The organism is Lactiplantibacillus sp. DA1, from assembly GCF_032681335.1.
GTDB lineage: Bacteria > Bacillota > Bacilli > Lactobacillales > Lactobacillaceae > Lactiplantibacillus.
Window position 1 is genome coordinate 23,250 of sequence record NZ_JAWHTQ010000011.1, and the last position, 15,841, is coordinate 39,090.

Here is a 15,841-nt window from a genome sequence, read left to right on the forward strand (position 1 = left end):
ATAATAACGTGGTCACTAACCGCTAACAATCGTCAGTACATTCATTGAGTTAGTCCAGTAGCACCAAATTATTATTGTAGCGGTTTTTGAATGTTTCCCCATTTATTCACGCCGGTCAATCCGATATCAACCTTAAAACTTGAATCACCGGGACACTTTCAAACACCTAATTTAGGTCTAATTACCTAAATAGCCAATCACCGACGCGACAATTAAAATAATCAGAACTACCGTCGTAATCCAAACATATAGATGATCTTTTTCTACTGCAAAAGCGTAAATCGAAACGGCGACCCGCAATGTTGGCGTTAAAATCAATAGAAATAGACCTAACATAATCACGGCATACGGTTTAAGTGCCACAATGCCGGCTAAAATATCAGCAACCGTGTGCGGTTCCATACCATTCGCGTAGCCGCCATTGCCTTCAATTAACATCAGAAGCATCCCAATAATGATCACAATCGCTGACACGATGACACCAATTCTTAAAATATAACCAATCATCATTTCAACGGCATGCATTTCTTGGGCTTTAGTTGGTTTTTGATTATCCATTAGATCGTCACCCCGAATCCCTTAGCAATCATTTGAATCCCTAAATAAAGCATTACCGGTACAAAGATCATCCGAATCAGCCGTGGCTTGAGTCGCGTCATAATCCGTGAGCCAATTAAAGCCCCCACGATGATGCCGATTGCCAGCGGCGCCGCGATCCCGGGCTTGATTGAGCCATTAAAGAAGTAGACCATCGCGCTCGCCGCCGCCGTCACGCCCATCATCAGGTTAGAAGTCGCTGATGATGGTTTGAGCGGCATATGCATAATCGTATCCATGGCGAGTACTTTGAAAGCACCACTCCCAATCCCGAGCAGACCACTGGCAAAGCCGGCCCCGAACATCATGGAAAACCCACCGGGAACATTCTCAACCTGATAATCAACTTGCTTATTCAGTGCCTTATCATAATAAGTCCCATTCAAATTCAGCTGCGTTGCTAACTTGTCGTCTTTGACTGATGGCAATTCACCGTTCTTACTCATTAACTTGCGAATCATATTGTACGTAGTAAACACTAATAGCGCACCAAATAAAAAATATAAGAAAGTCGCGTTCAGTACCCCAGTCAGTACCGCACCGAGGACGGCGCCAACCGTAGTCGCAATTTCAAGAAACATGGCAACCCGTAAGTTCAACATCTCATCACGTAAATAAGCAATCGTGGAACCAGAACTCGTTGCAATCACGGCAATAATACTAGCCCCAATCGCATACTTAATATCTAACCCCAGACCCAGTGTCAAAATCGGCGTGACAATCATCCCCCCACCGATACCTAAAATGGCCCCAAAAATCCCGGCAATTACCCCAACACCGAGCATCAGACCTAACGAATAAATCATTGCATTCACCTTCACCCTTTAAGTTTCAACTGTTAGTGTACCATTTAATGGAGACCACATCTAATTATTCAATGAAGGCGCGGTGCTGACTGATATGAAAGGCTTTAGCGATAATTAAGCATCCAAGTTATCTAACGGTTTATCCCCACAGTAAGCGCTAACAATACCGTTAAATCAGGAATTAGTCTTTTTTGCGATTAAATTTTTAGATAACAAATTAATTAAACTCGTCTAGCGATTGTGCCTGCTTAAATTGCGCCATCAAACCAGCTACTAATGGTGTTGCCAATGCTTCAGTCGTAGTCGTCAAGGCAAGCCGCGTCTCAAAACGATGATCAGCTAATGAACGAATCAAGACATCACCACCGTCATACGTTTCCGCTAATGAACGGGGAACTAGGGCAACGCCTACTTGATGGTTCGCCCAGTGCATCGCCGTCCGGGCATCATCGCAAGTCATAATATAGGTTGGCGTAACCGACGCTTCCAGAAAAGCAACGTGAAATAATTCGTTAAAACGTCGGTATTTGATCAATGGTAACGTTGCGAGGTCGCTTAATCGTAACTGCCGACGCTTTTCAAACTGAGTATATCGCATAGGAATAACCGCCGCCATCCGTTCTGCGGAAAAGTAACGACAGACTAAATGCTGCGCGTTAAACGGCGTTCGTAACACCGCCACGTCCAGTAACCGCTTATGTAAATCATCTAACAATTCATACGTATTGCCTTCTGTAATGGCTAATTGCACGTCTGAATGTTGAGCCAACCACTTTAATAGTGCTGGATTGGGTATCACCCCTGCCGACGATGACACCGTGCCCAGATTAATGGTCCCCGTAATACCATGCGCCAAGGCACGCACCTTATTTTCCGCCGTCGCCGATAGTTGGGTAAGCTGCTGTGCATAGCCCACCAATAATTTGCCGGCCTCGGTGACCGTCACACCTTGCGGCAACCGATTGAAGAGTGTGACTCCCAGTTCCAGTTCTAATTGCTTGATCTGATAACTCAACGGTGGCTGTGCAACATGTAATCGCTTGGCAGCGGCCGTCATTTGGCCCTCTTCTGCAACTGCCAAAAAATATTGTAATTGTTTCAAGTTCATCCGTTAGCGCCCCCCTGTAATTAAATATCAGTATACACGTCTTACCAAGCCGGTATTTTACATTTTATTTAAGACGTGCCAGAACTGTCGTGAATGCGTTATACTAGTGATAATTAATTTATTAATGAAAGGAGTGGTCACGTGTCATTTCTCGATCGGCTCAAAAATATGCTACAAGCCTTAAATAGCACAGAAGTCGTTGACGAAACAACCGCCACGCCACGGGCGATTACCGCTCAAGATACTGCGACTCCCGCTGTTAACCAAACGGAAGCGCTAATTCTTGTCCATCACCTTGACCAAAACGGTAACGAATTACAGGCTGCCGATATGATTGCTGGAACTATCGGTGAAGAAATTCACTTACCAGCCGTTAATATTGCTGGTTATCATCTCGTCCATATTGAAGGCCTGACCCGTTGGTTTACAGCACCGCAAGCTAGCATTACGTTAACTTACGAGCGTCAAGCCGGCCAACCAATCTGGATGTACGCCTACGATATTGATCGACGCGAGCTGATTGGTCGGCCCACAATGTACCGGGGGCAATTAGGAACCCCATACGAAGTCACCGCGCCAACTGTCGCTGGTTTTAAACTGCTCCGATCCGTTGGGGACGTCACCGGTGAATACACGACCACCTCAAAAACAGTGCTCTTCTTCTACCGTAATCAAAACTGGCAGCAAACGGACCTCAGTACTGGTTTTATCCAAATTAATCAGTTGACTGCCGTCTACCCTTATCCTGGGGCAACTACAACCAACTACTTAACTAAGCTCCAACCCGGTAGTACTTACAAAACGTACATGCGAGTGCGCCTAGTCACCCATGAAACTTGGTATGCGATTGGTGATGACCAGTGGATTCCAGAGACCCATCTACAGTTAACCACGGGTGATAATTTATTGCTCAAACTACCAGCCGGCTATCGCGTACAAAATCAACGCCCCGTGCGGCAGACCGGCGTTGTCAGCTTTGTCCCCGGCAAACAGGTTCATACCTACATTGAGCCGTATGGTCGTTACTTAACCACTGTGAGCCATGGCGACACCGTCAACCTTATTGAACGGATGGCTGATGATAATGGCGTTGTCTGGTATCGACTTCAGGACCAAGGTTACTTGCCTGGTCGCTACTTAACTAAATTAGATCCACCATTTGCTTAAGATCCACGGCATTAATAGTTTGCTCAATAGTCTTCTCGCTATTTTAAACCAACTTAAAAATCGCCACCATCTAGTTTCGCTACTATAGTCCTCTTAAGATTGACAGGGACTAGCACACACTATGTCTAGATGATGGCGATTTTATATGCTTAAACGGCTACTTATCAACGACAATCCGCATCATTTCAATCCCACGATTCGTCAGCAAGAAGCCCACATCTTTACGATGCATGAAAACTAACCCTTCAAATTCACGATCACCAGCAAAATTAGCCTCGCCGACCTGACTAGCCGTCAAATGACCCAATTGAGCCGCCGGAATAGACGTAATGCTCTCATCAGCAACGAGATATAAGCGGCCCGTTACCTCATTATAGCCCATCGACTGTGCAAAAAAGCCGGGATTATTAGCCAGTCCTTGTGACACTTGTTCAAAGTGCACACCGGTCGACGGACTAATAGTCCCCCGATAAAGATTAACTTTTCCATTGCGCAACTGGCTCGCATGGGTCCAGTAATAGGCCCGACCGGCGCGATCAAAAGTTAGTTCGTCACCTAGGCGCCCGCCACCCGCTGTGAAAGCAATCTTGAGATCCGGCGTTAATGATTGTGGATTTAATCGGGCAACGCTCGCTAAGTGATTACGTGTTGTAGATGCAATAAACCAAAGTTCGTTCGTTTTGGGATTCAGAGCCAGGGATTGCACATGTCCCGCCGTAAATTCCGGTCCTACTTCAATGGCAGCCAATACTCGCCGGTCAAAGGCCGTCATGGTCCCATCAAATTGGTGGGCCGCTGCCACCCTTAACATCGACATCTTACCTGACTCTCCTGCACCTAAAGCCATCAATCGTTGCCAATCATAGCGTACGACCCACCCAGTCTGATTGGCACCCGCAACTTGCTGATCATTGACGTACATAACGTACAAGTAGCGGTTATCAGCTGAAAAGGTCGCACTCTGAGGGTCATTTAGCGGCCGGCTTCCCAGTTGTTGGGGCAAATATAGCGCCGTTTTAAAATGATAATGGTCGCGGTAGCCGCCACTTTGCATCAACTTGTCTGGTCGGCTTTGCATTCCCTGCGTTGCCACGTACGCAGCCGTTGGGTGGAATAAAATCCGGTTGGTAGTGTAACGGCCCGCACCTTTCAGTGACAAATAGCTGGTTTTAGCCACCGTTTTAGTTACCGCAGCTACTTGTTGATACTGAGTCACTGGATGCATTGGTTGTCGCTTAGGCATGACAATATCATTAGCACGCGCCCCGGTTACTTGAACATTGGCGGCTAGGACCCAACCGGATTGATTAGAGCGTAGCTGATGTACTTGCCAGTAAGTCACTAGCCGACCGTTTTGGGTTAGCATCACTTGCCCAGTTCGTTGCCATTTTTTAGTAGTCCGGGCAATCCCGCGTGGCGTAACTTGCATGGTTGCATAATTTAGTTGATATAGTCGGGTTTGTTTAGCTTTGAGTTCACAATTACGAGGGGTCAAGCTTTGTACCACCGGCCAACGAACCATGTCAGTCGCCGCTTGCACCGTTATTTCACCCCATAACCCCATCCCTAATAATAGTCCCAATAACCAGCGCCCTCTTAATCTCACTCTCATCGCCCCCTACACAATATGAGTTGCAGGTCGATTGTATCGTAATTCTAATAAGTTAGTAGAATGGCAATGTTGGTTTACATGGTGAATTTACAACAATATGGTCACATCCAAGTACATATGACAGCCACTTGTGAGCAGTGATCAGTAGCCCACGCGTTGTGCTAATTAATCTATCATGAATCATAATTAAAACGTGCCAAACAGCTAAGGTCAAAAGCACCCAGCTTTGGCCCGCTGGAAACAATTCGAGTTAGCGTAAACCTGCCTAATTAACTGCGTCCTACGCCGACCTCCAGGCATTTCTGCCAATTGCTGGAGCGCGGTGGACACAGATTTAAGCCGAAGACCACGTCTTAAATACTGGTCTTCCATAGGCATGCAATATTGTCGAAACGTGTTCGGGCCAACCTGGGTCTGCGGTTAGCTACACAATATTGCCAATCGGGGAAGACCACCCGCTTAGCAACATCGCTAGGCTAATCCTCAACCCAACCCGGTTGGACCTCACACTCTTGAAGTGCTGAACATTGGCAGAAACGCCTTCCAGTCGGGATGGTATTCGAATGGCTGACATAGACGTACCCAACTTTTTGATGAACTAGTCGTTGCTTTTCACGATCAGTAATTTTGTCATTCAACTGTCAGACTAATAATGCTATTGTGATAGTTTGTCTGATTCTAAATCACGATACTAGTATTAAAAAATAGCCAATGATAACTTAGTGTTCAATTGAAGTTCCAATATCAGAATATACAACCAGCAATTGTACCAAGTTAAGTGGCCGTTCATCCGCCATTCGAGCGGCTTACCGAAACGTGCTCGGTGCCACTGAAGCCTGTGCTTGCTACGCCAACGAACTAATGCCAAGACCACATTAATCCGTTGGCCAGCCAATGCTCGGCTTCAACCCGGCCCCTCACACTTTTTTAGACCGTAGGGGCTGGGTGACAATGCTCAGTAGCCAAATTATTCTTAGCTGGAAGTGACCTTCTTCCGGCTTAGAATAAGACTCGTATTTGAGATGACGCGGGCCGTGCGTTAGCTCAAATCGACGTCGGCTGCGTTCCAGCAATTGGCACCCAGCCCTGGAGGTCGGCATAGGACGAACAACAAACCACCTAACCAGCACGTTTTAATCATGATTTATCCCAAACAGTAACTAGCACAAACGTCTCATGTGTTGATAACAGCTTGGTATTAACACACAATCAAATGGTTCCGTTAGTTCCAACTTGAAACCAGACCGGTTCTAAGTGCAATTAGTTGAAGAAGGTATCCAACTATATTCAGCAACCGAGACCGTTCATCAGCAAAAAAACGGCCTTACCCCAGCAGAATACTGGAATAAGGCCGTTTAGTGAAGCACAAAATTATATTATTTCATCTGTCAACTTGACAAGGGCTGGTTCGTCTCAAGAAACCGAGACAATCTTTCTATACAATATTGTCGAAACGTGCGCCAGAAAGTGGCTTATCTCGATTAACTCAAATCCGGCAATTATTAGCTAGATCCTACAGCTTCGATGTCAGCTTGACATCCGGATACTTATCCGCAAACCAACGTTCCGCGAAGGCATTTTCAAATAAGAAGAGTGGTGCACCGTAGCGATCCTTGACTAATAAGTTCCGTGAACTGGACATCTTTTCGTCCAATTGTTCAGGATCAATCCACCGGGCCGTCTTGCTACCCATCGGTTCCATGACAACTTCCGAATTATATTCATTTTGCATCCGGAATTTGAAGACTTCAAATTGCAATTGACCGACCGCCCCGAGAATGTAGTCACCCGTTGAATATGACGTGTACAATTGCACGGCCCCTTCTTGAACCAGTTGTTCGATTCCTTTGTGGAAAGACTTTTGCTTCATCACGTTCTTGGCCGTGACCCGCATGAACAATTCTGGTGTAAATTGTGGTAATTTTTCGAATTGAACCGCATTTTTGCCCGCGTAAATCGTGTCTCCAATTTGGAAGTTACCTGTGTCGTAGAGGCCGACGATATCGCCAGCAACGGCAGTTTCCACCGTTTCACGGGTATCGGCCATGAATTGCGTTGAATTATTCAACCGCATTTTCTTGCCAGTTCGCTGCAAGACCACGTCCATCCCCCGGTCAAACTCGCCAGAACAGATACGGACAAAGGCGATCCGATCACGGTGATTTGGATTCATGTTCGCTTGAATCTTGAAGACAAAACCGGCAAATTCATCATCAGTTGGTTGAATCACTTGATCATCGCGCGTCTTATGAGCCGCTGGTTTAGGCGCATACTGGAGATAAGTCTTCAAGAACGTCTCGACCCCAAAATTAGTCAGGGCTGAGCCGAAGAAGACCGGCGTCATATCTCCAGCCATGACCTTAGCTTCGTCAAAGTCATTGCCGGCCTCGTTGATCAATTCAACTTCCTCTAACGTGTCGCGATAAATACTATCATTCGTTAATTCATTGCTAGGATCAAGTTCGCCATTGTCATCTAATGGTAAGAACGTCTCACCATGAGCTTCATTATGATAAAGTTCGACACGATGATTATAACGATCATATAAGCCCTTCAGTCCCTTACCCATGCCCATTGGCCAGTTCATTGGATACGTCTCAATCCCTAAGACTTCTTCGACTTCGTTCAACAGATCCAATGGTTCGCGACCATCACGGTCCAACTTGTTCATGAACGTAAAGATCGGAATGCCCCGCATCTTACAAATTTGGAATAACTTCTTCGTTTGTGGTTCGATCCCCTTAGCCGAGTCAATGACCATGACAGCGGAATCGACCGCCATCAACGTCCGGTAAGTGTCTTCCGAGAAATCCTCATGTCCGGGGGTATCCAAGATGTTGATCCGTTTACCATCGTAATCGAATTGCATCACGGAACTCGTCACTGAGATGCCCCGCTTCTTTTCGATTTCCATCCAGTCAGACTTAGCAAAGTTCCCGCTTTTACGGGCTTTGACCGTACCGGCCTGACGAACGACACCACCAAACAATAACATCTGTTCCGTAATGGTCGTTTTCCCGGCATCCGGGTGAGAAATAATCGCAAAGGTACGCCGGGTATTGACCGCGGCGGTTAGTTCTGTCTTATTCATTAAAAATTCCTTTCATCATAACCTGTATATTCAACGTGCACGGTGGTACCGTCCCACCGTAAAAAAACATAGCCTTATATATTTTACTGATATTTGACTAAAAAATCCAGTACCACCCATTATCTTACGATGATTCATTGCGAATTCACCTTACTAAGTCGTTATCATCTATTTGTAACCGTTTTACATACCATCGAACTAAATTAATGTTGCATTCTATTTGGCATCGCAAATTAAGTTGTGTACAATGTATTTGTTTTTAAATTAAGTGTCACTTGGGAACGAGGAGGATTTTAATATGTCAGAAAAATTTGATGTTTTATATTTAGGTAGTGGTCACGGTACTTTTGACGGGGCCATTCCGTTAGCGGCACGTGGTCAAAAAGTAGCCGTCATCGAAACTGATCTGATTGGTGGTACCTGTCCCAACCGCGGTTGCAATGCCAAAATCACCTTAGACCAGCCAGTTGCGTTAAAAAGCCAAGTTGCCAACTTTCAAGGCTACGGTCTGACCGGTGAACCAACGATCGACTGGCAAGCGAACTTCGAACACGAACGGGCCGTCATTGAAGGCTTACCGGATATGATTGCCGGGTTAATGACCGGCGCTGGCGTCACGCTTATTCATGGCCATGGTACCTTTGTCGATACCCACACGGTCCAAGTAGCGGATAAGACATACACCGCTGATAAGATCGTCATTGCAACGGGTCAGCACCCTCACCGCCTCGATATTCCAGGGTCCGACCTCGCTCATGATAGTAATGACTTTTTGAACTTAACGACTTTACCGCATCACATTACGGTAATTGGTGCCGGCTACATCGGTCTTGAATTTGCCAACATGGCGTTGACCGCGGGCAGTCAAGTTACGCTCCTGATGCGTGGCGATCAAGCGCTCCGTAGTTTCCACCAACCCTTTGTTGAGCGACTACTGGCCAAGCTCGTTGACCAGGGCTTGAACCTCAAACGGGAATGGATTCCGACGGCCATCCAGCCTGCAGGTGATCAATTAGCTGTGATCAGTGACGATGATACGGTTACAACTGATTGGATCTTAGATGCTACCGGTCGCCAACCGAACACAGCCAACTTAGGCCTTGAAAAGATTGGTGTCGATTACACCGCCGCCGGTATTACCGTTGATGACCATTTACAAACGAGTGTTGCTGGGATCTACGCTTCTGGTGACGTCCTTGCTAAGGACCAACCGAAACTGACCCCGACGGCCATCTTCGAGTCACAATATCTGACCCACTTGTTTACGGGCGATACCACCGCCCCCATCAAGTATCCGGCCATTCCATCAGTCGTCTTTACGTCACCACGCCTAGCCCAAGTCGGCACCATTCCGACCGATACAACCAGTGACGTAACGGTCACCGTCAATGATCTAAAAGACGACTGGTTCCGACAAACTACGCGCGACGTGGTGGGCCATAACCTACTTGTCACCGATAGCGAACAACGCTTAATTGGTGCAGCCGAATTAGGTGAACAGGCTGAAAACACCATCAATACGTTGTTACCAGCTATTCAATATCAACTGACTCCGGCACAACGTGAACAACTAGTCACCCTCTTCCCAAGTATCGGCGCGGCAGTTTGGTCAGCAATTTAACAAAAATTTCCACATGGCAACTAGGCCTGTCAAATTGGGCTTAGTTGCCATTATTTGGCTGAACGTGAAAATATTTTACAAATATAAGGTTGATTTATGTAAATAATTTTATTACAATGTAAGCGAATACAAAAAGCACTTATAATTTTCAATTAAAAGAGGGGTTTCATTATGAAATTAGGATTGATTGGCTTAGGAAAAATGGGTATGAACTTGGCATTAAATATGCAAGACAACGGACACACGCCCGTCGGTATGGATTTAAATCCATACAATCTCCAGACCGCTTCCAATCAGGGGCTCGCAACGGCAACTGATCTCAGTCATTTGCTTGATCAATTACCAACACCCCGGATTGTTTGGATCATGGTCCCCGCGGGCAAAGCAACAACTAATGTCATTGATCAACTAACAACTATGCTCAGTGCCGGTGACATCGTCCTTGACGGTGGTAACTCGCACTATCAAGATAGCATTCGCCATGGCGAACAATTAGCTACGCACCATATCAACTTTTTAGACGTCGGTACTTCCGGTGGTCAAGCTGGCGCGCGGCAAAACGGTAATTTCATGATTGGTGGAGATCTCGCTATCTTCAAAATAGTTGAACCAATCTTTAAAGCAATCGCTGCTCCCGATGGTTATTTGTACACCGGCCCTACTGGTAGTGGTCACTACTTGAAGATGGTCCATAACGGAATCGAATATGGTATGATGGCAGCAATAGGTGAAGGCTTTGATGTTTTACAGCATAGCCAGTTCACTTACGACAACGCCGCCGTTGCTAAGATGTGGAATAACGGCTCAGTTATTCGCAGCTGGCTCATGGGCCTCGCAGAAGATGCCTTCAGCAAGGATGGCAACTTAGACGAAATCAAGGGCGTCATGCATTCTTCCGGAGAAGGTCGTTGGACCTTAGACACTGCCTTGGATCAACGAGTTGCGACTCCCGTTATTGCGATGGCCTTAATGATGCGTTATCGTTCAGAGACTGACGATACCTTCACTGGTAAAGTTGTCGCTGCGTTACGCAACGAATTTGGCGGTCACGCTGTCGATCACGAATAGGAGGAACCTAGCACCATGACTTATTTAATTGGAACTGATTTAGGAACGACTAGTACCAAGTCTGTCTTATACGATCATCAAGGGCACGTAATTGCGAGTGCCAACGTTGGCTACCCACTCTATCACGATACCGTTACGACGGCTGAAGAAGACCCCCGTGAAATCTGGCGGGCGGTCCAACAAACGATTCATCAAGTGAGCGCTGGCATTGATGTTGCCGAAATCGAAGGTATCGCCTTCTCATCCGCCATGCACAGTTTGATCTTGCTAGATGACAACAAGCAACCGCTGACCCGAGTCATCACTTGGGCAGATAATCGTGCGGCCCAGGACGCGGCCAAGTTGAAGGCGCAACCACTCGGTGACCAGCTTTATCACCTCACAGGAACGCCGATTCACCCGATGAGTCCACTCGTCAAATTACACTGGCTGGCTCACCATGAACCCGAATTACTTGCACAAACTGGCCACGTGGTCGGCATCAAAGAGTACGTGATTTACTTAATGACTGGTCAACTTCAAATGGATTATTCGATGGCTAACGCCACTGGTTTATTCAACCTTTATAATTTTGACTGGGAACCAATTGCTCTAGACTATGCTCACATCACCCGAACTCAACTGCCACCGTTAGTTGATACTGATGCCGTGATTGATGGTCTAACTCCTGACGCCGCTACAGCCCTTGGCTTGACAGCCCGCACTAAAATCATCATGGGAGCCAGCGATGGTGCCCTCTCTAACTTAGGCGTTGGTGCCGATGAACCCGGTGTCGCAGCTATTACGATCGGTACTTCTGGGGCAGTGCGTGTGATGACTAAGCAGCCGTACTTAGATCCCGAGGGACGTCTATTTTGTTACTACGTCGCCCCCCATCACTGGATTGTCGGTGGACCGATCAACAACGGTGGCCAAGTCTTTCGCTGGGTTCGCGACGAACTATTTACCACGGAAAGTCAAACGGCCCGTGCTAATCAACAAGATCCTTATGATCAATTGACAGCGCTTGCCGCGACCGTTCCCGTCGGTGCCCATGGCCTATTATTCCACCCATACTTAAGTGGCGAACGGGCACCACTCTGGAATGCCGATGCGCGCGGTTCTTTGCTCGGAGTGACGACCACGACGAGCAAAGCTGACATTGCCCGGGCTGTTTTGGAAGGCATCGTGATGAACTTGAACACCGTCTTACAACTGACCGCCGCTGCCGAACCCGTTCACGCGATTCGGGCGACCGGGGGCTTTGCACGTTCAAGTCTCTGGCGTCAAATCTTAACGGACGTCTTAGGCCAACCAATCACAATTCCGGCTAGTTTTGAGAGTTCCTGCTTGGCAGCTGCGGTTATTGGTTTAAAAGCACTTGGCCACATTGATGATTTAAATGCCATTCATGCCATGATTGGGGCTACCGAAACGTATCAACCTAATGCCGTCAACCACGAACGCTATCATCAACATCAAGTCGTCTTTGACCACGTTACGGCGCAATTAGTACCTTTATACCATGAAATTGCAACTTTAAACCGTTAGGAAGTGACCATCATGCCATTCGTTGTTCTGACACTCGGCATTTTATTATTATTAATTCTCATTATTAAGTTCAAATTGAATACTTATATCGCCTTGATCGTTACGGCGGTTGTCGTCGGGATCGGTCTAGGAATGCCCCTAACAAAGATTGCGACTAGTATCCAAAACGGCATTGGCGGACAGCTCGGTGAATTGGCCCTCGTCTTTGGCTTCGGCGCGATGCTTGGCCGCTTAGTGGCAGATGCTGGTGGTGCGTATACAATTTCGACCACGTTGATTGATATCTTTGGTCGCAAACGTCTACAAATTGCCATTGTGATCGCATCCTTTATTATTGGGATCGCACTATTCTTTGAAGTTGGTATCGTCTTATTGATCCCAATCGTCTTTGCCATCGCCATTGAAGCCCAAGTTCCAGTTCTCTACCTAGGAATACCGATGGGGGCGGCCCTATCCGTCACTCATGGCTTCTTACCACCCCACCCGGCACCAACGGCCATTGCAACTACGTTAAATGCCAACGTTGGGCACGTGTTATTATTTGGGATTATTATCGCGATCCCCACTGTCTATATTGCGGGCCCGCTCTTTTCACGGTGGGCACAAAAAATGGTGCCGGAAGCCTTCGCTGCCAAACCGCACTTACCGCTCAACAGTAGTAAACGGCAATTCAAAGTATCCGAAGCACCGAGCTTTGGTCTGAGTGTATTGACTGCTTTGTTCCCCGTGATTTTAATGACGATCACTACTGTCTATGAATTGGTCGTCGACCATGGTGTCACACCTAAGAACCCCTCAACAACGGATCAAATCATCCGTTTGATTGGGGCCCCAGGTATCGCCATGCTGATTTCACTCTTATTCGCACTTTGGTCTATGGGGATTCATCAACACAAGACCAATAAAGCGATGACAGCCACTATTGAAGATGCTACAAAGTCAATCGCCATGCTGCTCCTAATCATTGGTGGTGGTGGGGCCTTCAAGCAGATTCTAATCGATGGTGGTGTCGGCAAAGCTGTTGCCCAGTTATTTAGCGGCAGCAGCATCTCACCACTGATTTTAGGTTGGTTAGTCGCCGTCATCTTGCGGGTCTCACTCGGTTCAGCGACCGTCGCAGCCTTAACTGCAGCCGGTCTGGTTGCCCCATTAATGACTCAAGCAGGTATCGATCCGGCCTTAATGGTAATTGCCATCGGGTCTGGGAGTGTCGCCGCTTCACACGTTAACGATGCTGGCTTCTGGATGTTCCGAGAATATTTCGACCTAACCGTCAAGCAGACTTTGCTCACGTGGACTATGTTGGAAACCATTATTGCCTTCTGTGGTCTCGGTGGCGTGTTGGCCTTAAATGCTATTTTCCATTAAATCTATAAGTCCGGCCTGGTGACAGCTACATATCAGTTAATCTGGTAACAAGTTAACCATTATGTCAGCTTAAACCGGCACTAAATCAAATACCGTCGTTACTCGCAATCCACTTGCTGAGTAACGACGGTATTTGATAGTCGCTTAATTCAATGTCAAACGATGCTACTGTTCATCTAGATGACTACCTAAATCATGCTTGATACGCGTTGATGAAATACCCGCGGTGCGGGGTAGATAGACAACCTCACAGTAATCTTTCAAAAAGTCGAACTTACCGCGCCAATCGTCTCCCATCACGAAAACGTCAATATCATTATCGACGACATCACTAATTTTCTGATCCCAGCTTTTCTCAGGTAACACTTCGTCAACATAGCGAATCGCCTGTAGAATATACTTGCGGTCTTCATACGACGTATACGCATGCTTTCCCTTTTCGGCATTAAACTCGTCGGTTGAGACGCACACCGTCAAATGATCACCCAAAGCGCGTGCACGCTTGAGTAACCGGATATGACCCTTGTGCAACAAATCAAATGTCCCGTACGTAATTACTTTCTTCAAAAAATCACTCCTTGTGACGCGTTCAAGATTAATTCACCCATTATAGCACAGGTTACTTCTTTAATTTTGAGTTCGCCGTCAAATCAGCCTTAGTCGCTTTGGGTGGTTGTGGTTGATAGACCGTTGTTTGCTTACGCAAGTGCTCCTCATTACGTAACTCGGCAATATTATAGAGGTACACGACCACGGTCCGTACCACGGCATAGAATGGAATCGCCAGGATCATGCCCAAAATACCGGCAATATTTCCCGCCGCCAGCAACAAAATAATAATTGTCAACGGATGAATCTTGAGTGTTCGCCCAATAATGTTCGGGTAGATCAAGTTACCATCAACCTGTTGCACGATCACCACCACAATGACTACGTACACTACCTGCATCGGTGACTTGGTAAACGCCACAATTAATGATGGCGCAATCCCAATGTACGGACCAACATATGGAATAATATTCGTTAACCCAGCAATCACCCCGAGTAATAACCCGTATGGCTGGGAAATTAGCATATAACCGATGGCCGTAAATGTCCCCACGAATAGACATTCGATCACTTGACCACTAATGTAACTTGAAATCGTATCGCCCATCTTTTGTAATAAACCAATGACTTCGGGCCGTTGCTTCTTAGGCAAGAACCGACTAATGGCTGGGATGAACTTTTCACTATCTTTCAACATGTAGAACAACACGACTGGAATCGTAATCGCCATGATTGTCACGCTCGTCACCGTGGAAATCACGGTCACAACACTGCTTGACAATGATGACAAAAAGTTCTGGGCGTACTTACTGATCTCCCCATTAAACTGCTTAGTATAAGAAGAGATGTCGATTTTTTGCAACACCGAACTATTGTTGATCATCTTAGTCGCGGCCTTTTGCATTTCAGTCGCAATGCTTGGCAAGTTATAAATCAGTTGGGTGACCTGACTGACTAACCGTGGCAACAAGGAAACGGCCCCCCACGCTAATAGGCCAAATAATAGCACAAACACAATCGCAACGGCCCCGGTTCGCGAAATTCGAAACTTCTTATAATGAACCTTCGTCAATAATTTGACTAAGGGATTCAACATATAAAATAAAAATCCTGAAATCACAATTGGCATGAACACGACACTTAAAAAGGTGCCAATCGGCTGAAATAAAAAGCCAATGTTCGTGCAGACCCAGATTAAGGTCGCTACAATTAAAATCTCAAGTGACCAAAATAACAAGGCCGAATCTTTTAGGCGCTTAAACACTCGCGCTCCTCCCTTTCCTGATACAACCATATAATGCGTTAATTATACCCTATTTCAATT

General features: G+C 46.6%; 12 protein-coding genes. 5 read left to right on the forward strand and 7 right to left on the reverse strand.

Annotation, left to right across the window (positions count from 1 at the left end):
* Positions 1-177: 177 nt before the first annotated feature.
* The 3 genes from RXV91_RS14875 to RXV91_RS14885 form a co-directional block, all read right to left on the reverse strand.
* The gene (locus tag RXV91_RS14875) at positions 178-558 is read right to left on the reverse strand and encodes a DUF1634 domain-containing protein (RefSeq protein WP_316440488.1); all 381 of its coding nucleotides are present in this window, start codon (positions 556-558) and stop codon (positions 178-180) included.
* Positions 558-1,403, reverse strand: a complete 846-nt coding sequence (locus tag RXV91_RS14880; protein WP_003644203.1) for a sulfite exporter TauE/SafE family protein — start codon at positions 1,401-1,403, stop codon at positions 558-560. Before RXV91_RS14880 ends, RXV91_RS14875 begins: the two co-directional genes overlap by 1 nt.
* Before the next feature lie 217 nt (positions 1,404-1,620).
* On the reverse strand, positions 1,621-2,511 hold the full coding sequence (locus RXV91_RS14885) for a LysR family transcriptional regulator (protein ID WP_316440489.1): 891 nt from the start codon (positions 2,509-2,511) through the stop codon (positions 1,621-1,623).
* Positions 2,512-2,652: 141 nt separating this feature from the next.
* On the opposite strand from RXV91_RS14885, the gene RXV91_RS14890 reads away from it, so the two are divergent.
* A complete protein-coding gene (locus RXV91_RS14890) occupies positions 2,653-3,678 on the forward strand; it encodes a MucBP domain-containing protein (protein WP_316440490.1) in 1,026 nt (341 codons plus the stop codon).
* Positions 3,679-3,835: 157 nt separating this feature from the next.
* Here the strand turns inward: RXV91_RS14890 and RXV91_RS14895 are convergent, their stop codons facing one another.
* Positions 3,836-5,290, reverse strand: a complete 1,455-nt coding sequence (locus RXV91_RS14895; protein ID WP_316440491.1) for a hypothetical protein — start codon at positions 5,288-5,290, stop codon at positions 3,836-3,838.
* Positions 5,291-6,803: 1,513 nt separating this feature from the next.
* The gene (locus RXV91_RS14900; RefSeq protein ID WP_316440492.1) at positions 6,804-8,381 is read right to left on the reverse strand and encodes a peptide chain release factor 3; all 1,578 of its coding nucleotides are present in this window, start codon (positions 8,379-8,381) and stop codon (positions 6,804-6,806) included.
* A gap of 298 nt (positions 8,382-8,679) precedes the next feature.
* Between RXV91_RS14900 and RXV91_RS14905 the strand changes: the two genes are divergently transcribed.
* The 4 genes from RXV91_RS14905 to RXV91_RS14920 all read left to right on the forward strand — a co-directional run bounded on the left by RXV91_RS14905 (position 8,680) and on the right by RXV91_RS14920 (position 13,968).
* On the forward strand, positions 8,680-10,002 hold the full coding sequence (locus RXV91_RS14905) for an NAD(P)/FAD-dependent oxidoreductase (RefSeq protein ID WP_316440493.1): 1,323 nt from the start codon (positions 8,680-8,682) through the stop codon (positions 10,000-10,002).
* A gap of 171 nt (positions 10,003-10,173) precedes the next feature.
* Positions 10,174-11,070, forward strand: coding sequence for a phosphogluconate dehydrogenase (NAD(+)-dependent, decarboxylating) (gene gnd / locus RXV91_RS14910; RefSeq protein ID WP_316440494.1), 897 nt, complete (start codon positions 10,174-10,176; stop codon positions 11,068-11,070).
* 15 nt (positions 11,071-11,085) lie between these two features.
* On the forward strand, positions 11,086-12,600 hold the full coding sequence (locus RXV91_RS14915) for an FGGY family carbohydrate kinase (RefSeq protein ID WP_316440495.1): 1,515 nt from the start codon (positions 11,086-11,088) through the stop codon (positions 12,598-12,600).
* 12 nt (positions 12,601-12,612) lie between these two features.
* The gene (locus tag RXV91_RS14920) at positions 12,613-13,968 is read left to right on the forward strand and encodes a gluconate:H+ symporter (protein ID WP_316440496.1); all 1,356 of its coding nucleotides are present in this window, start codon (positions 12,613-12,615) and stop codon (positions 13,966-13,968) included.
* Positions 13,969-14,133: 165 nt separating this feature from the next.
* Here RXV91_RS14920 and tagD read toward each other — a convergent pair whose 3' ends face one another.
* The gene (tagD, locus tag RXV91_RS14925) at positions 14,134-14,535 is read right to left on the reverse strand and encodes a glycerol-3-phosphate cytidylyltransferase (RefSeq protein WP_033610093.1); all 402 of its coding nucleotides are present in this window, start codon (positions 14,533-14,535) and stop codon (positions 14,134-14,136) included.
* Between the two features lie 52 nt (positions 14,536-14,587).
* Positions 14,588-15,781, reverse strand: a complete 1,194-nt coding sequence (locus RXV91_RS14930) for an AI-2E family transporter (protein WP_021732366.1) — start codon at positions 15,779-15,781, stop codon at positions 14,588-14,590.
* Positions 15,782-15,841: the final 60 nt, after the last annotated feature.